Genomic DNA, 25,152 nt, shown 5'->3' on the forward strand with positions numbered 1-25,152 from the left:
CGCCCCGACTTCACGGAAACCCGAATAAGGGGTGGCAGATGGCATCTCATCCTCATTTTTCGATGCAGGACCCGTCGGACTGGGTGGTGCGCTTCGGCGCGTCGCTGCCGGCCGGAGCAACGGTGCTCGATCTGGCCTGCGGCGGCGGGCGGCACGCCCGCTGGCTGGCCGGCCGCGGGCTGGACGTGCTCGCGGCGGACCGCGACGCGACGGCGCTGGCGGAACTGGCTGCGGTGCCGGGCGTGCGCACGCTGTGCGCCGATCTGGAGGCGGGCGACTGGCCCTGGGGCGAGGCGCAGTTCGACGCGGTGGTGGTGACCCGCTATCTGTTCCGTCCGCGGCTGGACCGGTTGGCGGCGCTGCTGCGCCAGGGCGGCGTGCTGATCTACGAAACCTTCATGCTGGGCAATGAGCGCTTCGGCAAGCCTTCGAACCCGGATTTCCTGCTGCGTCCGCACGAACTGCTGGACTGGGCGCGCGGCTGGGGCAGCGTACTGGCGTTCGAACAGGGCGAGATCGCACGCCCGGCGCCGGCCATGATCCAGCGCATCTGTGCGCTGCGCGGCGACACGCTGCCGGTCCTGCCCTGACCGGGTTCGCGGCCGGCTGACGCGTTCAGGTGGTGCGTTCGAGCGCGGCGATGCGCTGCGCCAGCCGCGCGATGCCGGCGTCGTCCAGCGTGTCGGCCGTCACCGTCGGCGCATCCCGGTGGCCCTGGTAGTTGCCGTTCTGCGAACGGCGGTACAGTGGATCGTAATGCTGTGCCAGCAGTGCGCTCACCAGGGCCGGCCACCGGCCTTCACGGGCGAGCGCGCACCAGGCGCCCACCGTTTCGCGGCCGCGCAGTTCGATCAGCCGTTCCAGCCGCTCGATCAGTCCGTCGGCGTCGCGCGTCATGTAGTCGTAGTCGCGCAGCAGGAATTCGGTGCGCGCCTCCGGCGAGGCGTCTATGCGGATGCAGGCGGCGGCGCGCAGTCGTTCGATCAGCGGTTCGGGCACGGTGATCAGGCCGATGCGCCGGCTTTCCGCCTCGGCGTAGACCGGCCGCTGCGGGTCCAGCCGCTCCAGCGCATGCAGCAGCCGCGACTCGAACAGCTTCTGCGGCGGCTGTTCCAAGCCAGGCTGGCGGCCCAGCACCGAGCCCTTGTGGGCGGCCAGCGCCTCCAGATCCAGCACCTGTTCGCCGCTCGCGGCGAGCGCCTCCAGCACCCGGCTCTTGGCGCTGCCGGTCGGGCCGCTGAGCACGCGGAAGTCTAAGCGGGCGGGCAGGGTGGCCAGCCGGGCCAGCGCCTCGCGCCGGTAGGCCTTATAGCCACCTTCGAGCTGGTGCGCGTCCCAGCCGATCTGGCGGAACACGGTGACGAAGGCGCCGCTGCGCTTGCCGCCGCGCCAGCAGTAGATCAGCGGGCGCCAGTCCGGCCCCTTGTCCTGGAAGCGCTCCAGCAGGTGACGGCCGATGTTGATGGCCACCAGCGCCGCACCGCGGCGCCGGGCGACGAAGGGCGACACCTGCTTGTACAGGGTGCCGATCTCGGCCCGCTGCGCATCGTCCAGCGCCGGGCAGTTGATGGCGCCGGGCACGTGGTCGAGCGCGAATTCGGCCGGCGAACGGGTGTCGATGATGTCGTCGAAGTCGTACAGGTGTTCGACGCTGGCGAGGCCGGCCGGCTTGCGGTGGCCGGAAGGAGCATTCATGGGCGGCAGGGTCCTGTGGCGTGGGCCGGCGCGTCAGCGCCGGGCGAGCGGCTTGCCCAGCAGTGGGCGCAGCACGGCCCATATATTGTCCACGATGCGCGGCTGGGCCGCAGCCACCGGATGGATCCCGTCGGCCTGGAAGCTTTTCGGGTCGGTGGCGAAGCCGTCGAGCAGGAAGGGCAGCAGTGCCGATCCGGTCGATTTAGACACATCGTTGAAGGTGGCGGCGAACTTTTGCGTGTAGTCCGGGCCGTAGTTCGGCGGCAGCTGCATGCCGGCGATCAGCACCCGGGCGCCGGCCGCCTGCGATTTGCGGACCATCGCGTTCAGGTTGTCGCGCAGCGTGTTCACCGACAGGCCGCGTAGGCCGTCGTTGGCGCCCAGCGCAAGGATGACCACCGCCGGCCTGTTTGCCGCGAGCGCGGCGTCTATGCGCGACAATCCGTTGGCGGTGGTGTCGCCGCTGGTGCTGGCATTGACGACGACATGGCTGTAACCGGACTGTTTCAGCCTTTCGCCCAGCAGTACAGGCCACGCCTCCTGCTGACGCAGGCCGTAGCCGGCAGACAGGCTGTCGCCGATCACCAGCACGGTCTGCGCCTGCGCAGGCAGTACCGCGAACATCACCATACAGAGCGAGAACAGCAGCTTCTTCATGCCTACAGACACTCCGGACAATCGCCCGCTGCTCGAGGTCGAGCAGCTGGGCAAGCAGGTCAGCAGCGGCAATGCGCCGCTCACCATCCTTCAGGATATCGCCTTCACGGTCGCCGCCGGCGAGGCGCTGGCCATCGTCGGTGCCAGCGGTTCGGGCAAATCGACGCTGCTCGGCCTTCTAGCCGGTCTTGACCTGCCGAGCAGCGGATCGGTTCGCATCGACGGCCAGGACATCTTCGCGCTGGACGAGGACGAAAGAGCCCAGCTGCGCGGTGACAAGGTGGGGTTCGTGTTCCAGTCCTTCCAGCTGCTGCCGGCGCTGACCGCGCTTGAAAACGTGATGCTGCCGCTGGAACTGGCCGAATCGAGCGGCGTGCGCGAACGGTCTGTGGCGCTGCTCGAGCGGGTGGGGCTGGGCAGCCGGCTCACCCACTACCCGCGCCAGCTGTCAGGCGGCGAACAGCAGCGGGTCGCGCTGGCACGCGCCTTCGCGCCGCAGCCCCGGCTGCTGCTGGCCGATGAGCCGACCGGCAATCTGGACGCGGCGACCGGTGCGTCCATCATCGATCTGATGTTCGAAATGAACGCCGAACAGGGCACTACCCTGGTACTGGTCACTCACGACGAGGCGCTGGCGGCGCGCTGCGGCCGGCGCATCCGTCTCGCGGCCGGGCGGCAGACCGACTGAAGCGGGCCGGGCGATGCAGTATGCTTGCCGCCGCCGGATCGTCACGGCAGGAGTCATACACAACACACGGAGGAATGCAGCCATGTTCAAGGCCATACTGCTGGAGCAGGGCGAGGGCGGCGCCACACTGGCGACGCTGAAGGACATCGATGAAGCGGCACTGCCCGAGGGCGAGGTGCAGGTGGCGGTGCGCTGGTCCAGCCTCAACTACAAGGACGCGCTGGCCATCACCGGCAAGAGCCCCATCGTGCGCAAGTGGCCGATGATTCCGGGCATCGACTTCGCCGGCACCGTGGAACAGAGCAGTGACCCGCGCTGGAAGGCCGGCGACGAGGTGGTGCTGACCGGTTTCGGCGTCGGCGAGGGCCACTGGGGCGGACTGGCGCAGAAGGCGCGGGTGAAGGGCGACTGGCTGGTCGGCCTGCCGGCCGGGCTGGACGCGAAGCGCGCGATGGCGGTCGGTACCGCCGGTTTTACCGCCATGCTGTGCGTGATGGCGCTGGAAAAGCACGGCCTGCAGCCGGGTGACGGCGAGGTGCTGGTAACCGGCGCCAGCGGCGGCGTAGGCTCGGTGGCGGTGGCCCTGCTGGCCAGGCTTGGCTACCGCGTGGTGGCCAGCACCGGCCGTCTGGAAGAAACGGATTACCTGAAGTCGCTGGGGGCCGAATCGGTGATCGACCGCGCCACGCTGTCGGCTCCCGGCCGGCCGCTGGCCAAGGAGCGCTGGGCAGGTGTGGTGGACAGCGTCGGCTCGCACACGCTGGTCAACGCCTGCGCCGCCACCCGCGAGAACGGCGCCGTGGCCGCCTGCGGTCTGGCCCAGGGCATGGATTTTCCGGCCACGGTCGCGCCCTTCATCCTGCGCGGTGTCACCCTCTACGGTGTGAACAGCGTGACCGTGGCGCGCGGCCCGCGCGAGGAAGCCTGGCGCCGGCTGGTGCAGGACATGCCGATGGCGCTGCTCGACGGCATGACCGAAGTGGTCGCGCTGAAGGACGTGATCGGCGTTGCGCCCCGCTTCCTCGAAGGACGGGTGCGTGGCCGTCTGGTGGTCGATACCGCGGCGGTCTGACGGCAGGGCGCCGCGACAAGCACTGTTGCGGCGCACTAATTTTGACGCTCATCAAGGACTTGGCTAAACTGCGCCGCGTTTTTGCATGAAATCACATCAACCCATAAGAAGAGAGACTCGATGAGCGCCAGGACCCTTCTTGCTGTCGCAGCCGTCTGCCTCAGCCCGCTCGCCTTTGCTGCCGACGGCAATGCCGACGCCGCCAAGGACAAGATTTCGATGTGCGTCGGCTGTCACGGCATTCCGGGCTACCAGACCGCGTTCCCGAAGACCTACAAGGTGCCCCGCATCGGCGGCCAGTACCCCGAGTACATCAAGGCTGCGCTGCAGGCCTACAAGAACGGTGATCGCAAGCATCCGACGATGACCGGCATCGCCGCCAGCCTGACCGAGCAGGACATGGCCGACCTCGCCGCCTACTACGGCGCTCAGAAATAAGGAACGCAGGGCATGATGAAGAAGATCGCTTTCGCCGCGCTCGCCGCTCTGGTGGGCATGTCCGCCGCCCACGCCGGCGATGCCGCCAAGGGCAAGGAAAAGTCGGCTGCCTGCGCCGCCTGTCACGGTGCGGATGGCAACAGCCCGGCGCCGTCCTTCCCGCGCATCGGTGGTCAGCACGAGGACTACCTGCTGCAGGCGCTGCACGCCTACAAGAAGGGCACCCGCAAGAACGCCATCATGGGTGCCCAGGTCGGCGCCCTGAGCGATCAGGACATGGCCGACCTGGCCGCCTACTTCGCGTCGCAGGCCGGTCCGCTGGTCACCCGTCGCTGAGCGTCCTGCACGTCTCATGAAAAAGCCGGCATTGCCGGCTTTTTTCTTTTCCGGAGCCGCGAAACCTTGCTGCCTCAGATGGTCAGCACGCCGCCCGGGCAGTAGCCGGCCTGTTCCAGCCGGCTCAGCGTCGGCAGCAGGTTCAGCGTAGTCTGGCTGCGCAGCTGCTGGGCGCGCGCCCGCAGCGTGCCCAGGTCGAGACGGGTGCCCAGTTCGGTGCCGGTGATGCAGATGGCGTTGCCCTCGTCCAGCGACGGCAGCACCAGCGCATGACCGTCGTGTGCCTCCAGGATGCGCTGGGCGCTGGCGCGGAAGCCCCGGCTGCGCCCGAACAGGTTCAGGCAGACCCGGCCCTCGAAGGCGAGCCGGGCGCGGCAGGCGCGGTGGAAGTCGGCGGTGTCGAGCGCATTGGCCCGGGCCCGGTGGTCATAGCCGTCAACCAGGATGAGATCCCATTTCCGGTCGCTTTCGGCCACGAACTGCGCGCCGTCGCCGATCACGATTTCAAGCCTTTCATCCTCGCGTGGCAGCCGGAAGTGCAGCGCTGCCATGGCCGGCATGCGCGGATCGATCTCCACCACGGTGATGCTGGACTGCGGGCAGTAGCGGTGCAGGAATTTCACCACCGAACCGGCGCCCAGGCCGATGGCCAGCACGCGCGGCGGCCAGCCCTCGTCCGGCGCCAGCAGCAGCGGCAGCATCATTTCGCGGGTGTATTCCAGTTCGAGCGCGAACGGGCGGGCGACCCGCATCGCGCCCTGCACCCATTCCGACCCGAAGTGCAGGTAGCGGACGCCGGCCGCTTCGGAAACGTCGATCGAGTTGCGCGGCGTCTTCACCCGGCCAGCGCCGAACAGCGCATCCAGTCCCACCGGCTGTCGCTCAGGGACGCTGCTCGGGCAGCACGATGTTCACTTCCAGCACCTCATAGTTGTCCTGCTTCTCGAGCTGGACCTTGATGTCTTCCGGGTTCACGCGCACGTACTTGGAAATGACCGCGACCAGTTCCTGCTGCAGCGCCGGCAGGAAGTCCGGCGCCGAGCTGGATCCGCGTTCGCGCGCGATGATGAGCTGAAGCCGTTCCTTCGCGATCGAGGCGGTCTTCTGCTTCTGGCCGAAGATCAGGGAAAGCAGCGACATGCTCACTTCCCTCCGAACAGGCGCTTCAGCAGGCCGGGCTTTTCGTAATCGACGAAGCGCAGCGGGCGCTCCTCGCCGAGGAAGCGTGCGACCACGTCCTCGTAGGCCTGGGCCACGTCGCTGCCTTCCATGTGGATGGCCGGCGTGCCCTGGTTCGAGGCCTGCAGCACGATTTCCGATTCCGGAATCACACCCAGCACCGGAATGCGCAGGATTTCCTGCACGTCGCCGTGGCTCAGCATTTCGCCTTCCGCCGCGCGCTTGGGCGAGTAGCGGGTGACCACCAGATGTTCCTTCACCGCCTCGCGACCTTCGCGGGCGCGGCGCGACTTCGACTGCAGGATGCCCAGGATGCGGTCGGAGTCGCGCACCGAACTGACTTCCGGGTTGGTCACGATGACCGCTTCGTCGGCGAAGGTGAGCGCCATCACCGCGCCGTGCTCGATGCCGGCCGGCGAGTCGCACACGATGTAGTCGAAGCCCATGTCGGCCATGTCCTTCAGCACCTTCTCGACGCCCTCTTCGGTCAGTGCGTCCTTGTCGCGGGTCTGCGAGGCCGGCAGCACGAACAGGTTGTCGCAGTGCTTGTCCTTGATCAGCGCCTGGGTCAGGTTGGCTTCGCCGTGGATGACGTTCACGAAGTCATACACCACGCGGCGTTCGCAGCCCATGATGAGGTCGAGATTGCGCAGGCCGACGTCGAAATCGATCACCGCGGTCTTCTTGCCGCGCAGTGCGAGGCCGGACGAAAACGCGGCGCTGGTCGTGGTCTTGCCCACGCCGCCCTTGCCGGATGTGACGACTACGATACGGGTCACTCTGTTCTCCCTCTTGTGTTTCAGGTGGTCGCCAGGGCGGCGACGGTCAGTACCTGTTTGTCCGCATGCTCTTCCAGGCGCACCTGCGCCGGGCGGCGCAGCAGTTCGCTGCTGGCCGAATGTTCGAAGGTCTTGTACACGCCGGCGATGGACACCAGTTCCGCCTCGAAGCAGGTGGTGAAGATGCGCGCTTCGGCGTCGCCGGTGGCGCCGGCCAGCGCGCGGCCGCGCAGCGGCGCGTAGATGTGGATGTGGCCGTCGGCGATCACTTCGGCGCCGGCGCTCACCATGGCCAGCACCACCAGGTCGCCGCGGGCATAGACACGCTGGCCGGAGCGCAGCGGCTTGTCGATGATTTCTGTGCGGCGGGCCGACGGCAGCGGGGGCGGGGCTGCTTCGCGCACCGGCTCGGGCGTCGGCGGCGGCGCGGCCGCGACCACCGGTTCCGGCTCGACGACCGGCGCCGGGGCCGGCTCCGCCGGCAGCGGACGCGGCGCCGGGCTGTCTGCGGCGAGTACCGCCAGGCCGAGCAGGCGGGCGTTGTCGGCGGTCGTTTCGTCGGCGGTCTGCACCGCGACCGCGGTCAGCGCGTGCCGGCCGAGCGCGTCACGCAACGCGGCTAGGTCGGGCGCGCTGCCGGCCGGCAGTTCGCCGCAGTCGATCACCACCGGTTCGCCGGAGAAGAAGCCGGGCATGCCGCCCAGGCGGGCGTCCAGCGCCGCGGTCAGTTCGGCAGTATCGGCGCTGCGCAGCAGCGCACGCATCGCTTCGAGCGTGGCGCTTTTGAGTTCTATGGCCGAGGTATCGGGCTTGCGCGCCATGGGAAGTCCGCAGGAAATGGCAAAAGTCTACTCAGTGCCCGGGCGTCGGGCAACACGAGGTGCTGCAAGGTCAGGTCGTTCAATGCACCGAGCCGGGCGGATCGCCGAACAGCCGGGCGATGTCTTCCGGACGGAAACGGTAGTCGTGATTGCACATGTCGTCGTGGATATGCAGCTCGCCCTTCTCGGCCAGGATGGATTCCACCTCGGCACGGCCGAGCGAAACGACCAGCCGGCGCACCTTGTCCTCGTCGCGCGGGCAGTGGTGGCGGGGCTCGACCGGATCGAACACGCGCACGCCGCCGGCCTGCATCTCTTCGTGGAACAGACGGGTAAGCAGGGTTTCGGTGTCCAGCCGCTTCAGTTCGTCCGGGGTCACCGTGCCGGCCAGCTGGCAGACACGGGCCCAGCCGTCGGCGTCGCGTGCATCGGCGCCCGGCAGCTTCTGCAGGAACAGGCCGCTGGCGGTGTCGCCGTCGGCGGCGAGCCACAGCGCGGTCGGCTGCTGTTCCGACTGTTCCAGGAAGTGCTCGAACACTTCGGCCACGGTGGCGCCTTCCAGCGGCACCACGCTCTGGTAGGGCGTGGCCGCGGTGTCCGGCAGCAGCGTGATCACCAGATGGCCGTCGCCGATCAGCTCGGGCAGCGGCGCTTCGGCCAGATCGGATGGAGCGGTGGCCATGCCGCGCAGCCGCAGCTGCTGGTCGCAATCGACCACCAGCAGGCTGAGCGCACCATTGCCGCGTACCTGGGCGGTGAGACGGCCCGGCTGCTTGAGCTGGCCGCCGACCATCAGCGTCACCACGGTGACTTCGCCCAGCAGGCGTGCCACCACCGGTCCGTAGCCGCGGCCGCGCAGCATCGACTGCCAGGCCCCGGTCAGCCGAACCCGTACGCCGCGGATGTCCAGACCTTCGAACAAGAAGCGCTGCATGCAGTCGTCGCTCATCGGGACACCTCGGGCCAGCGCACCCCGGACCAGCGTTGTTCGTCGAAACCGACCAGCAGCTCGCTGCCCAGATCGATCAGCGGGCGGCGGATGGCGGACGGATTCGCGGTCAGCAGGGCCAGCGCGCGCGCGTCGTCCAGATCGGCGGTCTGTTCGGGCGGCAGCTTGCGGAAGGTGGTGCCGCGGGTATTCACCAGCGCCTGCCAGCCGGCCCGGCGCATCCAGTCGGCCAGCCGGTCGGCCGGCACGCCGTCTTTCTTGTAGTCGTGCAGTTCGAAAGCGATCTGGTGGTCGGCCAGCCAAGCCTGTGCGCGCGCCATCGTGTCGCAGCGCTTGATGCCGTAGATGCGGAGCATGAAACCGGGAGGTCGAAAAGCGGAGAGCGCGCATTGTACGTCGCGCCGCAGCAGACCGTGTCGGGCGACGCCGGCCTTCCCGGGGCTGGCGTCATCGTGCTGCAATGGTTAAGATTTCAAAAATTCATCCGAAACAACAAACTGGCGCTGGATGTTGAACGGTTTTTCTGGATTCGGTCCAGCGCGCCAACAGTGGGAGAGACCTGCATGATGTTTCGACGCTGGGGCCTGTGCGCCCTGACGGTGGTATTCGGATTCTCGATGTTCCAGTCTGACGACGTGCTTGCGGTACGGACGGCGGCCAGTGGCAAACAGGTCAAGTCGGCGATCCGCCCGGCGACCAAGATCGCTTCCAAGAAACGCATTGCGCCGAGCGCACAGCTTGCGGCAGCGGCTACGCCGCTGGCGGTCGCGGTGCCCGCTTTCCGTCCGCCCAAGCCGCCGGCGCAGCGTCATTACGCGGTGGATGGTTCGACTTTCTACGCCGACGGCGTGCGTGTGCGCGCAGCCGGCCTCGAAGCGCTCGACGTGCCCGGTGCGTCCGGCATGGCGAAGCAGCGTCTGCAGCAGTTGCTGGATTCCGGCCGCGTCAGCATTGAGCCGCTCGGCAATGACGGCGGTGACGTGACGCTTGCCCGCGTGCGTGTGGATGGGCGCGATCTGAGCGAGCTGATCAGCACCCGCTGAAATGAGTCTGTCGCGGCGGCGCGCCGCCCGGCAACAGAAAGGCCCGGTTTCCCGGGCCTTTTCGTTTCAGCTCTGTGGTACGGAAGCGCCTGACGCCTAGCCGGCGGTCAGCGCCGGATTCCGTCCATCATGTGCGCTGCCATGGGTTTCCTTCGGCGGCGTGTCGTCGGCCGCGGTGTCGTGTTCGGCGGCGCTCGGGCCTTTCACTTTCCGGGTCGTGGCCGCAGGCGGGGGCACGGTGGGCAGCACCACCTCTATCTTGTTCTGCGTCATGTAGTCGTTCATCTCGCGCCAGCCGGCGAAGATGGCGGCTTTCGACGCCTTCGGATTCAGGTTGTAGCAGTCCTCGAGCGCGCGGCCGGCGTGGCGGCAGGCGCCGCCGATCGCTTTCGCGTCGAGTTCCTTCTGCGCGGCCGCCTTGTTCGGGTCGGGAATGGGCAGCCGGTCGCAGGCTGCGAGCGTCAGCGCGCAGGCCATCAGCAGCAGGGGGCGGAGCGTTTTCACCTTGCGGGCACTTCCGGAAACGGAGATCTGTTCCGGTTTACGGCAGCCCCGGCCGTCGCTTGAGACGAAGGCGGCTGCCGTGCCCCGGTCCGGTTGCTACAGGCCGTTACGCGAGTATTCCGCCAGCAGCGTGTCCTGCGCGCAGTGGCGCGCCGCACGCGACACGCGACGGCGGTAACGGCCGTCCGGTTCCATTTCCCAGGACTGGCTGTTGTCCAGCAGATAGGGACGCAGCCCTTCCTTCATCACCCGCCGCTTCAGCTTGGGATCCAGCACCGGGAACGCCACCTCGATGCGTCGGAAGAAGTTGCGTTCCATCCAGTCCGCACTGGCGAGATAGAGCTTTTCTTCGCCGTCGGCGTGGAAGTGGTAGATGCGCGAATGTTCCAGGAAGCGGCCGACCACAGAACGCACCGTGATGTTCTCCGATAGGCCGGGCACGCCCGGGCGCAGCGCGCACACGCCGCGCACGATCAGATCGATGTCCACGCCGGCCTGGCTGGCGGCGTACAGAGCCTCGATCGTTTCGTCCTCGACCAGCGAATTCATCTTGGCGATGATGCGACCCTTGCGGCCGGCCCGCGCATTCTCGGCTTCCTGGCCGATGGCGGCGATGACGCTGCTGTGCAGCGTGAAGGGTGCCTGCCACAGATGGGTGAGGGTGCCGGCGTGACCGAGGCCGGTCAGCTGCTTGAATACCTCGTTCACGTCCTCGCCGATCTGCTCGTTGGCGGTCATGAGGCCGAAGTCGGTGTAGAAGCGCGCGGTACGCGGGTGATAGTTGCCGGTGCCCAGGTGCACGAAGCGGCGGAAGCGCTGCACGCCGTCCACCTGTTCGCGGCGCACCACCATCAGCAGCTTGGCGTGCGTCTTGTAGCCGAACACGCCATACACGACATGTGCACCGGCATCTTCCAGCCGGGACGCCCAGTTGATGTTCGCTTCCTCGTCGAAGCGGGCCATCAGCTCCACCACCACGGTCACTTCCTTGCCCTTCTGCGCGGCGCGCACCAGGGCCTCCATCAGCACCGAGTCGGTACCGGTGCGGTAGACCGTCATCTTGATCGCCACCACATCCGGATCGTCCACGGCCTGCTGCACCAGGTCGATCACCGGCTTGAAGGACTGGAAGGGATGGTGCAGCAGCTGATCCTGCTTGCGGATCATCGCGAAGATGTCATAGCGCTTTTCCATCGTGCGCGGCACCTGCGGCACGAAGGGCGGGTATTTCAGATCCGGACGTTCCACCCAGTCCGGCACCTGCATCAGTCGCACCAGGTTCACGATGCCTGGCGCCCGGTAAAGGTCGTCGCGGGTCAGGCTGAACTGCTGCAGCAGGAAGTCGGCCATCTGTTCCGAGCAGTTGTCGGCGACTTCAAGCCGCACCGCGTCGCCGTAGTGGCGCTGCGGCAGTTCGCCCTGCAGCGCCTGGCGCAGGTTCTTCACCTCTTCCTCGTCGAGGAAGAGGTCGGAGTTGCGGGTGACCCGGAACTGGTAGCAGCCGAGCACGTTCATGCCTTCGAACAGGTCGCCGACATTCTGGTGCATGGCCGAGGACAGGAAGATGAAGCCGTGGTCGACCCCGGTCAGTTCCTTCGGCAGCTTGATCACGCGCGGCAGCGCGCGCGGCGCCTGCACGATGGCGAAACGCGAACTGCGGCCGAAGGCGTCGCGGCCTTCCAGTTCGACCGCGAAGTTCAGGCTCTTGTTGAGCACGCGCGGGAAGGGGTGGGACGGGTCCAGACCGATAGGCGTGAGCACCGGCATCAGCTCGCGCGTGAAATAGTCGCGCACCCATTCGTGCTGCGCCTCGGTCCAGTTGCCGCGACGCAGGAACACGATGCCTTCCTTCTCCAGCAGCGGCAGGATGACGTCGTTCAGCAGCGAGTACTGTTCGGCGATCAGCTGGTGCGCCTCGGCGGCGATCAGGCGCAGCGCTTCCTGCGCGGAACGCCCGTCGGAGGTGACGCCGCGCGCGCCCAGGCGGATGTGCTCGCGCAGGCCACCGATGCGCACCTCGAAAAACTCATCCAGATTGCTCGACACGATGCACAGGAACTTCAGCCGCTCCAGCAGCGGCACGCGCTCGTCCGCGGCCTGTGCGAGCACGCGGCGGTTGAAGGCGATCAGCGACAGTTCGCGGTTGATGAAGTGGTCGGGTGCGTAGCGCGGAACCGGCAGGATGGCGGGCATGGTGGAGGGCTGTCTCGGCTGTTGTTATCTGGATCAGGATTTTGTGACACGAATGCATCGGAATTATTACAGCGTCCGATGAGAAGCGGCTTGACGGTGCGCAGGCCGCGCGCTGATAAACTCGCGACTGACCTCTTTTTTTGCATCGCCGCATGAGCTACGAACTTCTCGCCGCCGTCGACCTCGGCTCCAACAGCTTCCGGTTGCAGGTGGCGCGGGTGGTCGATGACCAGATCTACCCGCTCGACGGGGTGAAGGAAACCGTGCGGCTGGCGGCCGGGCTGGGCCACGGCAAGCTGCTCGACGGCGCCTCCCAGCTGCGCGCCATCGAGGCGCTGTCACGCTTCAACGAGCGGCTGCGCGGTTTCGCGCCGGATCAGGTGCGGGCGGTGGCGACCAACACGTTGCGGGTGGCCAAGAACGCGCCGCAGTTCCTGCCCCAGGCCGAGGCGGCGCTGGGCTTTCCGATCGAAGTGATCGCTGGACGCGAAGAAGCGCGGCTGATCTACGTCGGTGTCGCCCACACGCTGCCCAATCCGTCGAACCAGCAGCTGGTGGTGGACATCGGCGGTGGCTCGACCGAGTTCATCATCGGCCGCAGTTTCGAACCGCAGGCGCTTGAATCGCTCTACATGGGCTGCGTGGCGTTCAGCCTGCGCTACTTTCCCGAAGGCCGCATGGACAAGAAGTCGCTGCGCGAGGCCGAACTGGCCGCGCGGCGCGAACTCGAGGCGATCGAGCACGATTACCGCGCGCTCGGCTGGGATGAAGCGGTGGGGTCGAGCGGCACCGCGCGTGCGCTGCTCGACATCATGGAACTGAATGGCTGGGCGCAGGGCGCGCTCACCCGCGACGGCATGGACAGGCTGCGCGCGCTGCTGCTGCGCGTGGGCGACGTGAACCGCCTTGGCGTGGCCGGCCTGAAGCCGGACCGGCTGCCGGTGCTGGCCGGCGGCTTCGCCATCATGTCGGCCATCTTCGACGCCTTCCGGCTCGAGCGCATGAGCTTTTCCGAAGGTGCGCTGCGGCTGGGCGTGCTGTACGACCTGCATGGCCGTTACCACCACAAGGACCTGCGTGACGCCACCGTGCTGCAGTTCGTGCGGCGCTATCAGGTGGATCAGCGCCAGGCGGAGCGGGTGCATGCCGCTGCGCTGCAGCTCTATCGCCAGCTCGAACCGCATGCCGCCGACGACCACCCGGACCTGCATCTGCTGAGCTGGGCGGCGCGGCTGCACGAACTGGGCATTTCGGTGGCGCACGCCGGCTATCACAAGCACAGCGCCTACATCCTCGGCAATGCCGACATGCCCGGTTTCTCGCGTATGGATCAGGCGCGCCTCGCGCGGGTGGTGCTTGCCCACCGAGGCAAGCTCGAGAAGGTGAATTCCAGCGTGGTCGACCGCCGCGACTGGACACTCATCCTCTGCCTGCGGCTGGCGGTGCTGCTGCATCGCAGCCGCGACGACTATGCAGAACTGCCGGTGCGGATCGAGCGCAGCGCTCAGGGGTTCGTCGTGTCCGCCAGCAACGACTGGCTGTCTTCCTCGCCGCTGACCGCAGCCAGCCTGCAGGACGAACAGCGCCTGTGGGGTGCCATCGGCATCGAGGTCAAGGTGCGCGCCCAGCGCGCCAAGAGCGCAGCCGCACTCTGACCGGCGACATGGGTGTCCCGACCGTTTCGTTCGAAATGACCGGGGCCCAGCCGGTGGCGGTGCTCTCCGGCGAATGGACGCTGACCGGCCTGCGCGGCCGGCTCGATACGCTCAGGCGCCAGCTCGCATCCGCCGATGCGGCGCGCGCCGGGCACTGGGATCTGCGCGAGGTCACCCGGCTCGATTCGCTCGGCGCCACCACGCTGTGGCGCGCCTGGGGTGACCGCCTGCCGGAGCGGCTGGAGGCGGATCCGCATACGCTGGACATGCTGCGGGTGGCAGCGGTGCTGGGGCCGTGCCGGCCGGCGCCGCGGATGCGTCCGCGCCGGGGCGATGCGCTGGTGGCGCTCGGCCGTCTGGGTGGCGCGCTGGTGGCCCAGCTGCTGGGCATGATCGCGCTCAGCGGGCAGATCCTGTTCGACGCGGTGCGCATGCTGCGCTTCCCGCAGGACGCGCCGCTGCGCGAACTGTCGGCCAATCTGTACAAGACCGGCGTCACCGCGCTGCCGATCACCGCGCTGGTCGGCTTCCTGATCGGCGTCGTGCTGTCCTACCTGTCTGCGCTGCAGCTGAAGACCTTCGGCGCCGACGTGTTCATCATCAACATTCTGGGCATCGGCATCATCCGCGAACTGGGGCCGGTGCTGGTGGCGGTGCTGGTGGCCGGCCGCTCCGGCTCGGCCATGACCGCCCAGCTGGGCGTGATGCGGGTGACCGAGGAAATCGACGCGCTGGTCACCATGGGCGTGCCGGCCACGCTGCGACTGGTGTTGCCCAAGGTGGCGGCACTGGTGGCGGCGATGCCGCTGCTGGTGCTGTGGACCTCGGCGTCGGCGCTGTTCGGCGGCATGGTGGCCGCAGCGGTGCAGCTGGACATCGGCTTCGGCTTCTTCCTCGACACGCTGCCGCGGGTGGTGCCGATCGCCAACCTCTACATCGGCTTCGGCAAGGGACTGGCCTTCGGTCTGGTGATCGCGCTGGTGGCCTGCCATTTCGGGCTCACGGTGCGGCCCAATACCGAAAGCCTGTCGTCCAACACCACCCGCTCGGTGGTGAGCGCCATCACCTGCGTCATCCTGGTCGACGCGGTGTTCGCCATCGCCACCCGTCACATCGGCATGCCGACATGAGCGCGCCGGTGATCGACATCCGCGGTCTGGTCACCCGCTTCGGCAGCCATCTGGTGCACGACGGACTGGATCTGTCGATTCCGGCCGGCGAGGTGATGGCCCTGGTCGGCGGTTCCGGCAGCGGCAAGACCACGCTGCTGCGTCAGGTGATCGGCCTGATGCGGCCGCAGCGCGGCGACATCCGGGTGCTGGGACAGCCGCTGTTTTCCGGCGACCTGCAGGCCGACCGGGTGCTGCGCCAGCGCTTCGGCATGCTGTTCCAGCAGGGCGCGCTGTTTTCCGCGCTCAACGTGCTCGAGAACATCGCCTTTCCGCTGCGCGAACTGCGCTGGCTGGACCGCGAAACCATCCACGATCTGGTCATGATCAAGCTGGCCATGGTCGAGCTGGAGCCGCGCCATGCCTGGCTGATGCCGGCCGAACTGTCCGGCGGCATGGTGAAGCGGGTGGCGCTGGCGCGCGCGCTGGCGCTGGAACCCGAATTGCTGCTGCTGGATGAGCCGACCGCCGGCCTGGATCCGGACCGCTCCGCCGCCTTTGTTTCGCTCATCCGCCGGCTGCGCGATCAGCTGGGGCTGTCGGTCGTGCTGGTGACGCACGACATCGATACGCTGTCGGCATTGGCGACCCGGGTCGCCGTACTGGGCGACCGACGTATACTGGCCGAAGGCACACTCGACCATGTCATGAAACAGGATCATCCCTTCATCCGCAGTTTCTTCGGCGCCGCCCGGCATGCAGGGAGCGCGTACTGACCATGGAAAGCCGCGCCCACGCACTGGCCGCCGGTCTGTTTCTGATGCTGCTTGGTGTCGGCATCGGCCTGTCGATCTGGTATCTGTCCAGCGGCGATGATCTGGATGCCGAATACCTGCTGGCGACCACCGCAGATGTCGGCGGCCTGAACCCGCAGGCCCAGGTCCGCTACCGCGGCATGCGGGTGGGCAAGGTGAGGGAAATCTCGATCAATCCGGACAACCCGCGAGAAATCCTGGTGCGCATCGCGATACCGCCGCGCTATCCGGTCACCGCGGCCACCCGTGCCGAACTGGGCTATCTGGGCGTGACCGGGCTGGCGCTGGTCGAACTGACCGACGACGGTTCCGACCCGACACCGCTGCCGGCCGGCGGCGCGGGGCGCATTCCGCTGCGCGGCTCGCAGTTCGGTTCGCTCAGCGGCAAGGCCAGCGAAACGATGGATGTCGCCCGTGAGCTCATGCTGCGGATGCAGGCGGTGCTGGACCAGGGCAATCTGGACCGCATCGCCGGCACGCTGGCCAGCCTGCAGTCGGCCACCGCCCGTCTGGACACCACGCTGGCGCAGATGCCGGCGGTGACCGGCGAACTGCGTGAAACGCTGCGCCGCACCCAGGCGCTGCTGTCGCCGGACAATACCGCGCGCATCGGCCGGATACTGACCCAGATCGAGGCCACTGCCGGCGAGGGCGCGCCGTTGGCGAAGGAACTGCGCGAACTGCTGGCGTCGATGCGCCAGCTGTCCGGCCGGCTGGATGCGCTGGCCGAACAGTCGGGCGACCGGCTGCACGCCGACACGCTGCCCCGCCTGCACGCGCTGATCGAAGAGGCGGCGCGCGACTCGCGTCAGCTGCGTCGCGTGCTGGGCGAACTGGAATCTTCGCCGCAGATGCTGCTGCTCGGGCGCGAGCGGCCGGTGCCTGGCCCCGGTGAAGCGGGCTTCAGCGCAGGAGGAGGGAAATGATGAGCGCCGCGAGATCGTGGCTTTTACTGCTGATCGCCGTGTTCGCGCTGGGCGGCTGCGGCGGCATGCTGCAGAAGGGCACCCGTCCGGCGCAGCACGATCTGGGCGGTCCGCGTACGGCGCGCCCGGTCGGCGTGCCGCTGGAATCGATCGAAGCCCATGCCGCAACCTGGCTGGACGGCACCGGCATCCAGTACCGGCTGGCCTATCGCAGCGCGACCGAGCGCCTGAGCTATGCGGAAAGCCGCTGGGCCTCGTCGCCGGCCGACATGCTGGCGGTGGCGCTGCGTGGCGCGCTCGATACACCGCCCAGTCCGCGCGGCTGCCGTCTGGTGATCGATGTGGACGAATTCATCCAGGTCTTTTCCTCGCCGTCGCAGGCCGACGTGCTGCTGGCCGGCCGCGCCACGCTGATCGATGCGCGCGGCCGTCACCTGATAGACCGCATGCGCTTTTCACTGACCGAAAGCGCCGGACCTGACGCGGCAGGCGGCGTTGCCGCCTTCTCGCGTGCCACCGATGCACTGGCCGGACGGCTGGCCGACTGGCTGGACAGAACCGCAGCACGAAGCAAGGAGTGCGAACAATGACGAACGAAGCCAAGGCTGCACCGGCTAATGATCGCGGCCTGCTGCAGCAGGCGCTGGACGCCGCCGCCGAGGCGTGCTGGGCGCGCCTGCCCTGTGAGCGGGTGACCATCATGCTGGCCGACGGCGAGGGCGAGCAGGCGGTGCTGGCGGTGGCCGCCTGGCGCGGCGAGCTGCACGAGGAGGCTCTGAACGCGCGGGTACGCAGCGGGGGCTCGATCGCTGGCCGGGTGTTCGCCACCGGCGAACCGCACCGGGTCGACGATGCCGATGCGGCCCATCATGCGAGCAGCGCGCGCGGCGAGGGCGGCAGCTTCATCTGCATGCCGCTGCCGCTGGATGGCCGTGTGCTGGGCGTGATCAATGTACGGCGCGCGCGTGGCGCGCAGGCGTTCAGCGAAATCGAACAGCAGATGCTGGAATGCCTCGCGCTGTTCGCTGGCAAGTCGTTGCAGAGCGCCGAACTGGGCTTCCTGCTCAAGTCGGAATTCGCCCAGCGGGCGCTGGCCGGAGAGGGGCGTTCCGCCTCGTCGGACGCATTTGCCCAGGGCATGGCGCAGCCAGCGCAGGTGGCGCGCATGCTGGCCAAGTCCTTCTACCGGGAAATGCGGGCAGCCGGTTTTGGCAATGACCAGATCGTCGGCGCGGCGGGGGAAATCATCGATCAGCTGTCTTCCAGCCTGCGCAAGCATGGAAAGCGCATGGAGCGGGGCCGCTCATGACGCTGTCCGCGCGTTAGACTGGGTCTTCAGTTTCGATGAAGGTCCCCCCCATGCGCGCACTGCTGTTTCTGCTGCTTGCCTTCAACCTGTGGCCGGCTTCCGCCGCGCAGTCCTGCGACGAAAGCCATGTCGCCTGCGCGCGTACCTGCCCAAGGAACAGTCCGCAGTTCGCGCCGTGCATGAGCGACTGTGGCCGGCAGCAGCTGGAGTGCGCGGCCTTGCCTCCGTCGAGTTCGGTTGACCCGGCGCCAGCGACGTCCGCCCACCGCGGCCCGAAGGCGGATTCCGCCAGGGTCAGCGAGATGATGTACAGCGGTGCCTGCAAGGCGCAGTCCGAAAACTGCCTTGCGGCCTGCAGGATGGCGGAGACCCGGCCGGACAGCAGGGAAGGCTATTCCGCGCTGGGCTGTGCCAAGCGGTGCAAGATCGAACAGACGAAGTGCGGCATCGATGCCGCCAATTCAGCCCCGTGACGGGGCAGGGCCGCCTGCATGGTCCGGGCGGCGGCCCGGTGTCAGGCTCCGTCAACGACGGGCCGGACGATCACCCCAGCGTTGCGCTGTAGGCGTCGGCGCTCAGCAGGGCATCGAGTTCTGATGCGCTGTCGGGCTTGATGACGAACATCCAGGCCGCGTAGGGATCCTGATTCACCTGTTCCGGTGCGTCGGCCACGGCCTGGTTCACCGCGGTCACGGTACCTGCCACCGGCGCATGGATGTCGGACGCGGACTTGACCGACTCGATCACCGCCATCGCCTCGGTACGGGCGACAGTGCGGCCGACATCGGGCAGCTGCAGAAAGACCACATCTCCGAGGGCATCCTGCGCGTGGTCGGTGATGCCGACCGTCACGGTGCCATCCTGTTCGACCCTGACCCATTCGTGTGTGTCGGTGTAGCGAAGATTGTCTGGATGATTCATTGCTGTTCCTGGTTGGTTGGACCGGGCGGGATTGTAGCCGCCGCAGGCCCGCCGCGAGCGCCTGTTAGAATTCCAAAGTTATGAATGCCGATCTTCACTGCCACTCCAGCCACTCCGACGGCGTGCTCGCGCCGGCGGCGCTCGCTGCGCGTGCCGCCGCCAACGGGGTCGAACTGTGGGCGCTGACCGACCACGACAACCTGTGCGGGCTGGCGGAAGCGCGCGCCCACGCGGACGCGCTGGGTCTGCCCTTTCTCGATGGCGTCGAGATTTCCGTCACCTGGGAAGGCACGACCGTGCACATCGTGGGCCTGGGCATCGATCCGGCCCATGCCCCGCTGGAACGCGGACTGAGCGCGGTGCGCGGCGGGCGTGACGCGCGTGCGCTGCGCATGGCCGAGGCGCTGGAGGCGCTGGGCGTGCGCGAAGCCTACGCGAGCGCGATGCGCCACGCCGGCAACCCGTCGCTGGTCGGTCGTTCCCACTTTGCCCGGGTGCTGGTGGAGCAGGGCTATGCGCCGGACGTGTCGGCGGTGTTCCGCGACTATCTGGTGCGCGGCCGGCCGGGCTATATCGAGCACGAATGGACTGCGCTGGAGCGCGCGGTCGACTGGATACGTGGCGCCGGTGGCGTGGCGGTGGTGGCGCATCCCGGCCGCTACCGCATGTCAGGAGATCAGATGGAGCGGCTGTTCGAGCAGTTCAGGGCGGCGGGCGGTGAGGCGATCGAGGTCGTGTCCGGCTCGCATGGCGAGGTCGCGGTGCGCACCTTTGCCCGGCTGGCGCGGCAGTTCGGTTTCCATGCCTCGCGTGCGTCCGACTTCCACGCGCCGGGCGAAAGTCCGGTCGATCTGGGCGCGGGCGAGCTTTTGCCCGAGGGCGTGCAGCCGGTCTGGCTCATGCCGCGACTGCAGCACCGGCTGCGACAGCCCGCCTGAAGGCTTTGTGCGACCGTCCGGATCGAATCCCGTCCGAAGCGACGCTGTTCCCCTCTGATCTCACCCCGGCCGGTCGTCCTTCCCATTTCAATTTCCGCAAGCGAATCCCGTGGCCCAGCTTTTTTCCGTTCATCCCGACAATCCGCAACCCCGCCTGATACGCCAGGCTGCCGACATCCTGCGCAGCGGCGGGCTGGCGGCAATCCCCACCGACTGCGCCTGGTCGCTGGTCGGCCACATGGGCGACGCCAAGGTGCTGGACCGCATCCGTCGCATCCGTGACGTAGATGTGCATCACCATTTCACGCTGATGTGCCGCGACCTGTCGGAAATCGCCAATTTCGCTCGGGTGGACAACGCCCAGTTCCGGCTGCTGAAGAGCGTCACGCCCGGCCCCTACACCTTCATCCTCGAAGCCACGCGCGAACTGCCGCGCCGCATCCTGCACCCCAAGCGCAAGACGCTGGGTCTGCGGGTACCGGACCATCCGGTGGTGTCGGCGCTGATCGAGGCGCTGGGAGAACCGCTGCTCGGATCCACCTTGCTGCTGCCAGGTGAGGAACTGCCGCTGACCGATCCGGAAGACATCCGCGAGCGTCTGCAGCACGACCTGGATCTGGTGATCGACGGCGGCCACTGCGGCACCCAGCCGACCACGGTGATCGACCTTTCGTCGGGTTCACCGGAACTGGTGCGCGCCGGGGCGGGCGATCTGGCCCGCTTCGGGCTGGAGTGAGCGTGGCCGCGCTCCCGCCTGACGTGCCGGCCGTGTTCTGCTAGCATCCGGGCGCTCATGGACGAAAGCATCGCTCGACTGGCGGTCATCGTGCTGCCCGTCGTGCTGGCGATCACGCTGCACGAGGCGGCCCACGGCTACGCCGCACTGCTGAAGGGAGACCCGACCGCGCATCTGGCCGGACGGATCACCGCCAACCCGTTGCGCCACATCGACCCGCTGGGTACGGTGATCGTGCCGCTGCTGATGTATTTCGTCAGTTCGATGGCGGGCCACGACGGGCTGCTGTTCGGCTGGGCCAAGCCGGTTCCGGTCAATTTCGGACGGCTGCGCCGGCCCAAGCAGGATCTGTTCTGGGTGGCGGCCGCCGGGCCGGCGGCGAATCTCGTGATGGCGGTGGGCTGGGGGCTGGCGATGAAGCTGGCGCTGTCCATGCCCGGCCACATGTTCGCCGAGCCGCTGATGCTGATGGCGAAAGCCGGCATAACGATCAATCTGGTGCTGATGGTGCTGAACCTTCTGCCCATTCCGCCGCTGGATGGCGGCCGCATCATGGTGAGCCTGCTGCCGCGCCGGGCGTCGATGGCGTTCGCGCGGATCGAGCCCTACGGCATGTTCATCCTGATCGGACTGCTGGTGACGCATGTGCTGGACGAGCTGCTGACGCCGCTGCTCGTGCTGGCCCATGCGCTGCTGATGACTGTGCTTTTCTGAACCGGACGACCCCACACATGTACGCAGAACGCGTTCTTTCCGGCATGCGCCCCACCGGTCGCCTGCACCTTGGCCACTACCATGGCGTGCTGAAGAACTGGGTGAAGCTGCAGCACGAATACCCCTGTCTGTTCTTCGTCGCCGACTGGCATGCGCTGACCACCAGCTACGAGGACACCCAGGTGATCGAGCGCAGCGTGTGGGACATGCTGATCGACTGGCTGGCGGCGGGCGTCGACCCGAGCCAGGCCACGCTGTTCATCCAGTCGCGGGTGCCGGAGCACGCCGAACTGCATCTGCTGCTGTCCATGATGTGCCCGCTGGGCTGGCTGGAGCGCGTACCCACCTACAAGGACCAGCAGGAAAAGCTCGCTGACCGCGATCTGGCCACCTACGGTTTCCTCGGCTACCCGCTGCTGCAGTCCGCCGACATCCTGATCTACCGCGCCAATCTGGTGCCGGTGGGTGAGGATCAGGTGCCGCACGTCGAACTGACCCGCGAAGTGGCGCGCCGCTTCAACCACCTGTACGGCCGTGAGCCAGGTTTCGAGGACAAGGCGCGCGAGGCGGTGAAGAAGCTGGGCGGCAAGCGCGGCAAGCTGTACGAGGAACTGCGCACGCTGTATCAGCAGGAAGGCAAGGACGAGGCCCTGGCCCAGGGCAAGGCGCTGCTGGAAGAGGCCCAGAGCCTCAGCATGGGTGATCGCGAACGCCTGTACGGCTACCTCGAAGGCAGCGGCAAGATGATTCTGGCCGAGCCGGGCGCGCTGCTGACCGAGGCGGCCCGCATGCCGGGTCTGGACGGACAGAAAATGTCCAAGTCCTATAACAACACGCTCATGCTGCGCGAGGAGCCGGAGGTCGTCACCAAGAAGATCCGCGGCATGAAGACCGACACCCAGCGCGTGCGTCGTACCGACCCGGGCGATCCGGATCGCTGCCCGGTGTGGCAGTTCCATGTCATCTACTCGGACGACTCGGTCAAGCAGTGGGTGCAGGAAGGCTGTCGCTCGGCCGGCATCGGCTGTCTGGAATGCAAGCAGCCGGTGATCGATGCAGTGCTGAAGGAACAGGCGCCGATCCACGAACGCGCCCGCCAGTACGAGGAAGATCCGATGTTGCTTCGCAACATCGTCGCTGATGGCTGCGAGCGTGCGCGCAAGCTGGCGTCGGAAACGATGCGCGACGTGCGCGAGGCCATGGGGCTGAACTACGCCTGATGGCGGGCGACGCCTCCACCCTGGCGCCGGTGGCGGACCTCGCGTCGCCGCCGCCGGCACGTCTGTACGGCGAGGCGCTGGAAAAACTTCCGCTCGACCTGTACATTCCGCCCGATGCGCTCGAAGTGTTCCTGGATGCGTTCCAGGGACCGCTTGACCTGCTGCTCTACCTGATACGCAAGGCCAACGTCGATATTCTCGACATTCCGATGGCGCCGCTGACCGCGCAATACCTCGTCTACGTCGAGGCGATGCGCTCGCAGCGCCTGGAGCTGGCGGCGGAATACCTGTTGATGGCGGCCATGCTGCTCGAGATCAAGTCGCGCATGCTGCTGCCGCGGCCGCCCAAGGAAACCGGCGACGAGGGCGAGGATCCGCGGGCCGAGTTGGTGCGCCGGCTGATCGAGTACGAACAGATGAAAGCGGCCGCACTGGCACTGGATGCGATTCCCCGCATACAGCGTGAGCACGAGTGGGTGGGCGTGCAGGTGGCGGAGCGGCTGGTCGAGATCCAGCCCAACGTCAGCGCGACCGACCTGCAGCTGGCCTGGCTGTCGCTGATGCGCCGCGCGGACATGACGCGCCACCACAAGGTGACGCGTGAGGCGCTGTCGGTGCGTGAATTCATGTCGAACATCCTGCGCCGGCTGCATGAAGAGGGCGATCTGCGCTTCGAACAGCTGTTCGAGCGCGAGCCGACCGCAGCGCACATGGTGGTGAATTTTCTCGCGGTGCTGGAGCTGGCCCGCGAAAGCCTGATTGAACTGCTTCAGATCGAAGCCTTTGCGACCATCTATGTCCGAACTGCCCGAACAGACGCAGTCGCCGAGCCCGGCTGAGGTCAAGCGCGTTCTCGAAGCGGCGCTGCTGGCCTCGCAGGATGCGATGAGCACCGGAGAGCTGAAAAAGCTGTTCGAGCAGGAACTCGACCATGTGCTGATCCGCCGTCTGCTCGACGAACTGCGCGAGGACTGGGCCGGGCGGGGCGTGGAACTGGTGCAGGTGTCCTCGGGCTGGCGCTTCCGCACGACGGCGGACGTGCAGCCTTACCTGGACAGGCTGAAGAACGAAAAGCCCGCGAAGTATTCGCGGGCGGTGCTGGAAACGCTGGCGATCATCGCGTACCGCCAGCCGGTGACCCGGGGCGACATCGAGGACATCCGCGGTGTCGCGGTGTCGCCGGGCATCATCAAGGCGCTCGAAGGGCGCGGCTGGATAGACAGCGTGGGTTACCGCGAAGTCCCGGGCCGCCCGGCGCTGTATGCGACGACACGACGTTTTCTCGACGATCTGGGCCTGCGCACGCTCTCCGAGCTGCCGCCGCTGGCCGAACTACAGAAGGTGATGGAATTCAATGATGCAAGGTAGACGCAGACCCGGCGGGGACGTGAACGGCAATGTGGCCAACTACCGTTCGCAGGACAGCAAGCCCAGGCGTCGCGGTCCGGTGGTGTTCAGCGAGCCGCAGAAGCTGCACAAGATGCTGGCCGACATGGGTCTCGGTTCGCGCCGCGAGCTGGAAGAGTGGATCGTCGCTGGCCGCATCAGCGTCAATTCGCTGCCGGCGCACGTCGGTCAGCGGGTTGGCCCGGAAGACAAGGTGCGGGTGAATGGCAAGCTCATCCACATCCACTTCGCTCAGCGCGCGCCGCGGGTGCTCATCTATCACAAGCCCGAAGGCGAAATCGTGTCGCGCGACGATCCGGATGGCCGGCCATCGGTGTTCGACAAGCTGCCCAAGGTGAGCGGCGGTCGCTGGATCGCGGTCGGCCGGCTGGATTTCAACACCACCGGCCTGCTGGTGTTCACCACCAGCGGCGAACTGGCCAACAAGCTGATGCACCCCAGCTACGAGCTGGAGCGCGAATACGCGGTGCGCCTGCTGGGCGAACTGACGCCGGAACAGGCGAAGCAGCTGGTCGATGGCATCGAGCTGGAAGACGGCCTGGCCAAGTTCAACTCGCTGACCGACGGCGGCGGCGAAGGCGCCAACCACTGGTATCACGTGACGCTGTCGGAAGGCCGCAACCGAGAGGTGCGGCGCATGTTCGAGACGATCGGCCTGACCGTGAGCCGGCTGACCCGGGTGCGCTACGGCCCCTTTGATCTGCCGAAGAACCTGCCGCGCGGCAAGGTGCAGGAGCTGAAGACCGAAGAGGTGACCCGGCTGATGTCCCTGATGTCGGGCAAGGACAAGCAGCCGCGCAAGGCCGAACCGGGGCAGGGCGGCAAGCCGAAAGGTGGTCGCCCGCAGGCTGCGGACGGCGAAGCGCCGGCCGCGCCGAAACGCAGCCGCCGCCGGGGTCCGCGCAAGCCGGCGGGCGAGAACGGCAACGTGCAGGCCGCGCCGCGGCCGCAGGCGGCCGACGGCGAGGCGCCGGCGCGCAAGCGGGCGCCGCGCCGGCGTCGTCGTCCTGGCGGGGCCAAGCCGGCCGCAGGCGGCGGAGAGGTCTGA

31 protein-coding genes are annotated in these 25,152 nt (G+C 67.6%); 20 read left to right on the forward strand and 11 right to left on the reverse strand.

Features of this window, described 5'->3' with window-relative positions; translation table 11 throughout:
• The first annotated feature begins 38 nt into the window (after positions 1–38).
• Positions 39–590, forward strand: coding sequence for a class I SAM-dependent methyltransferase (locus METUNV1_RS03930; RefSeq protein ID WP_408630410.1), 552 nt, complete (start codon positions 39–41; stop codon positions 588–590).
• A 25-nt stretch (positions 591–615) separates the two neighbouring features.
• Here the strand turns inward: METUNV1_RS03930 and mnmH are convergent, their stop codons facing one another.
• Entirely contained in the window at positions 616–1,695 is a 1,080-nt protein-coding gene (mnmH, locus tag METUNV1_RS03935) for a tRNA 2-selenouridine(34) synthase MnmH (RefSeq protein WP_008059050.1), read from the reverse strand.
• Positions 1,696–1,728: 33 nt separating this feature from the next.
• Positions 1,729–2,352, reverse strand: coding sequence for an arylesterase (locus METUNV1_RS03940; protein WP_043358973.1), 624 nt, complete (start codon positions 2,350–2,352; stop codon positions 1,729–1,731).
• Here METUNV1_RS03940 and METUNV1_RS03945 point away from each other — a divergent pair.
• From METUNV1_RS03945 to METUNV1_RS03960, 4 genes are all read left to right on the forward strand, one after another.
• Positions 2,351–3,040 carry an ABC transporter ATP-binding protein gene (locus METUNV1_RS03945; RefSeq protein WP_008059060.1) on the forward strand — a complete coding sequence of 230 codons (690 nt, stop codon included), beginning with the start codon at positions 2,351–2,353 and terminating at the stop codon, positions 3,038–3,040. The two genes, METUNV1_RS03940 and METUNV1_RS03945, sit on opposite strands and share 2 nt — an antisense overlap.
• An 82-nt stretch (positions 3,041–3,122) precedes the next feature.
• Positions 3,123–4,112, forward strand: coding sequence for an acrylyl-CoA reductase (NADPH) (gene acuI, locus METUNV1_RS03950; RefSeq protein ID WP_008059062.1), 990 nt, complete (start codon positions 3,123–3,125; stop codon positions 4,110–4,112).
• 120 nt (positions 4,113–4,232) lie between these two features.
• Positions 4,233–4,550, forward strand: coding sequence for a c-type cytochrome (locus METUNV1_RS03955; RefSeq protein ID WP_008059064.1), 318 nt, complete (start codon positions 4,233–4,235; stop codon positions 4,548–4,550).
• A gap of 12 nt (positions 4,551–4,562) precedes the next feature.
• Positions 4,563–4,886, forward strand: coding sequence for a c-type cytochrome (locus tag METUNV1_RS03960; protein ID WP_008059066.1), 324 nt, complete (start codon positions 4,563–4,565; stop codon positions 4,884–4,886).
• A 74-nt stretch (positions 4,887–4,960) separates the two neighbouring features.
• On the opposite strand, the gene METUNV1_RS03965 is transcribed toward METUNV1_RS03960, so the two are convergent.
• From METUNV1_RS03965 to METUNV1_RS03990, 6 genes are all read right to left on the reverse strand, one after another.
• Positions 4,961–5,758, reverse strand: coding sequence for a fused MFS/spermidine synthase (locus METUNV1_RS03965; protein ID WP_008059075.1), 798 nt, complete (start codon positions 5,756–5,758; stop codon positions 4,961–4,963).
• A 10-nt stretch (positions 5,759–5,768) separates the two neighbouring features.
• Positions 5,769–6,026, reverse strand: coding sequence for a cell division topological specificity factor MinE (minE, locus tag METUNV1_RS03970; protein WP_008059077.1), 258 nt, complete (start codon positions 6,024–6,026; stop codon positions 5,769–5,771).
• Between the two features lie 2 nt (positions 6,027–6,028).
• The gene (gene minD, locus METUNV1_RS03975) at positions 6,029–6,844 is read right to left on the reverse strand and encodes a septum site-determining protein MinD (RefSeq protein ID WP_008059079.1); all 816 of its coding nucleotides are present in this window, start codon (positions 6,842–6,844) and stop codon (positions 6,029–6,031) included.
• A gap of 20 nt (positions 6,845–6,864) precedes the next feature.
• Positions 6,865–7,665, reverse strand: a complete 801-nt coding sequence (gene minC, locus METUNV1_RS03980) for a septum site-determining protein MinC (RefSeq protein ID WP_008059080.1) — start codon at positions 7,663–7,665, stop codon at positions 6,865–6,867.
• Between the two features lie 79 nt (positions 7,666–7,744).
• Positions 7,745–8,614, reverse strand: coding sequence for an Hsp33 family molecular chaperone HslO (gene hslO, locus METUNV1_RS03985; protein ID WP_008059085.1), 870 nt, complete (start codon positions 8,612–8,614; stop codon positions 7,745–7,747).
• Positions 8,611–8,970 (reverse strand): arsenate reductase, encoded by a 360-nt coding sequence (locus METUNV1_RS03990; protein WP_008059087.1) that lies wholly within the window; start codon positions 8,968–8,970, stop codon positions 8,611–8,613. Before METUNV1_RS03990 ends, hslO begins: the two co-directional genes overlap by 4 nt.
• A 33-nt stretch (positions 8,971–9,003) precedes the next feature.
• Between METUNV1_RS03990 and METUNV1_RS03995 the strand changes: the two genes are divergently transcribed.
• Complete coding sequence (locus tag METUNV1_RS03995) at positions 9,004–9,657, forward strand: hypothetical protein (RefSeq protein ID WP_232416267.1); 654 nt, start codon at positions 9,004–9,006, stop codon at positions 9,655–9,657.
• 96 nt (positions 9,658–9,753) lie between these two features.
• On the opposite strand, the gene METUNV1_RS04000 is transcribed toward METUNV1_RS03995, so the two are convergent.
• Together METUNV1_RS04000 and ppk1 are read right to left on the reverse strand one after the other, a co-directional pair.
• Positions 9,754–10,161: a hypothetical protein gene (locus tag METUNV1_RS04000; RefSeq protein WP_232416266.1), complete on the reverse strand. Its 408-nt coding sequence runs from the start codon at positions 10,159–10,161 to the stop codon at positions 9,754–9,756.
• Between the two features lie 96 nt (positions 10,162–10,257).
• A complete protein-coding gene (gene ppk1 / locus METUNV1_RS04005) occupies positions 10,258–12,354 on the reverse strand; it encodes a polyphosphate kinase 1 (protein ID WP_008059093.1) in 2,097 nt (698 codons plus the stop codon).
• Between the two features lie 152 nt (positions 12,355–12,506).
• Between ppk1 and ppx the strand changes: the two genes are divergently transcribed.
• Genes ppx through METUNV1_RS04040 form a run of 7 tightly spaced genes read left to right on the forward strand, consistent with a single transcriptional unit; the run spans position 12,507 to position 18,641 of the window.
• Positions 12,507–14,009 (forward strand): exopolyphosphatase, encoded by a 1,503-nt coding sequence (gene ppx / locus METUNV1_RS04010; RefSeq protein ID WP_008059095.1) that lies wholly within the window; start codon positions 12,507–12,509, stop codon positions 14,007–14,009.
• Positions 14,010–14,017: 8 nt separating this feature from the next.
• The gene (locus METUNV1_RS04015) at positions 14,018–15,139 is read left to right on the forward strand and encodes an MlaE family ABC transporter permease (RefSeq protein ID WP_232416265.1); all 1,122 of its coding nucleotides are present in this window, start codon (positions 14,018–14,020) and stop codon (positions 15,137–15,139) included.
• Positions 15,136–15,894, forward strand: coding sequence for an ABC transporter ATP-binding protein (locus tag METUNV1_RS04020; RefSeq protein ID WP_008059097.1), 759 nt, complete (start codon positions 15,136–15,138; stop codon positions 15,892–15,894). Before METUNV1_RS04015 ends, METUNV1_RS04020 begins: the two co-directional genes overlap by 4 nt.
• 2 nt (positions 15,895–15,896) lie before the next feature.
• Complete coding sequence (locus tag METUNV1_RS04025) at positions 15,897–16,859, forward strand: MlaD family protein (RefSeq protein WP_008059098.1); 963 nt, start codon at positions 15,897–15,899, stop codon at positions 16,857–16,859.
• Positions 16,859–17,449 (forward strand): ABC-type transport auxiliary lipoprotein family protein, encoded by a 591-nt coding sequence (locus METUNV1_RS04030; protein ID WP_043359055.1) that lies wholly within the window; start codon positions 16,859–16,861, stop codon positions 17,447–17,449. Before METUNV1_RS04025 ends, METUNV1_RS04030 begins: the two co-directional genes overlap by 1 nt.
• Positions 17,446–18,168 carry a GAF domain-containing protein gene (locus tag METUNV1_RS04035; RefSeq protein ID WP_008059100.1) on the forward strand — a complete coding sequence of 241 codons (723 nt, stop codon included), beginning with the start codon at positions 17,446–17,448 and terminating at the stop codon, positions 18,166–18,168. The genes METUNV1_RS04030 and METUNV1_RS04035 overlap by 4 nt, the downstream gene beginning before the upstream one ends.
• Before the next feature lie 50 nt (positions 18,169–18,218).
• Complete coding sequence (locus tag METUNV1_RS04040) at positions 18,219–18,641, forward strand: hypothetical protein (protein WP_043358976.1); 423 nt, start codon at positions 18,219–18,221, stop codon at positions 18,639–18,641.
• Between the two features lie 70 nt (positions 18,642–18,711).
• Here the strand turns inward: METUNV1_RS04040 and gcvH are convergent, their stop codons facing one another.
• Positions 18,712–19,089, reverse strand: coding sequence for a glycine cleavage system protein GcvH (gcvH, locus tag METUNV1_RS04045; RefSeq protein ID WP_008059101.1), 378 nt, complete (start codon positions 19,087–19,089; stop codon positions 18,712–18,714).
• Between the two features lie 80 nt (positions 19,090–19,169).
• Here gcvH and METUNV1_RS04050 point away from each other — a divergent pair, with 80 nt between their 5' ends.
• The 7 genes from METUNV1_RS04050 (at position 19,170) to rluB (ending at position 25,152) form a co-directional block, all read left to right on the forward strand.
• On the forward strand, positions 19,170–20,027 hold the full coding sequence (locus tag METUNV1_RS04050; RefSeq protein WP_008059102.1) for a 3',5'-nucleoside bisphosphate phosphatase: 858 nt from the start codon (positions 19,170–19,172) through the stop codon (positions 20,025–20,027).
• Between the two features lie 109 nt (positions 20,028–20,136).
• Complete coding sequence (locus tag METUNV1_RS04055) at positions 20,137–20,763, forward strand: L-threonylcarbamoyladenylate synthase (protein ID WP_008059104.1); 627 nt, start codon at positions 20,137–20,139, stop codon at positions 20,761–20,763.
• Positions 20,764–20,820: 57 nt separating this feature from the next.
• A complete protein-coding gene (locus METUNV1_RS04060) occupies positions 20,821–21,477 on the forward strand; it encodes a site-2 protease family protein (protein WP_008059106.1) in 657 nt (218 codons plus the stop codon).
• Positions 21,478–21,494: 17 nt separating this feature from the next.
• Entirely contained in the window at positions 21,495–22,697 is a 1,203-nt protein-coding gene (locus tag METUNV1_RS04065; protein WP_043358978.1) for a tryptophan--tRNA ligase, read from the forward strand.
• The gene (locus METUNV1_RS04070) at positions 22,697–23,536 is read left to right on the forward strand and encodes a segregation and condensation protein A (RefSeq protein WP_008059110.1); all 840 of its coding nucleotides are present in this window, start codon (positions 22,697–22,699) and stop codon (positions 23,534–23,536) included. Before METUNV1_RS04065 ends, METUNV1_RS04070 begins: the two co-directional genes overlap by 1 nt.
• Complete coding sequence (scpB, locus tag METUNV1_RS04075; protein WP_008059114.1) at positions 23,493–24,065, forward strand: SMC-Scp complex subunit ScpB; 573 nt, start codon at positions 23,493–23,495, stop codon at positions 24,063–24,065. Before METUNV1_RS04070 ends, scpB begins: the two co-directional genes overlap by 44 nt.
• A complete protein-coding gene (gene rluB, locus METUNV1_RS04080) occupies positions 24,055–25,152 on the forward strand; it encodes a 23S rRNA pseudouridine(2605) synthase RluB (protein WP_008059116.1) in 1,098 nt (365 codons plus the stop codon). Before scpB ends, rluB begins: the two co-directional genes overlap by 11 nt.

It is taken from the genome of Methyloversatilis universalis FAM5 (genome assembly GCF_000214035.2).
Lineage (GTDB): Bacteria > Pseudomonadota > Gammaproteobacteria > Burkholderiales > Rhodocyclaceae > Methyloversatilis > Methyloversatilis universalis.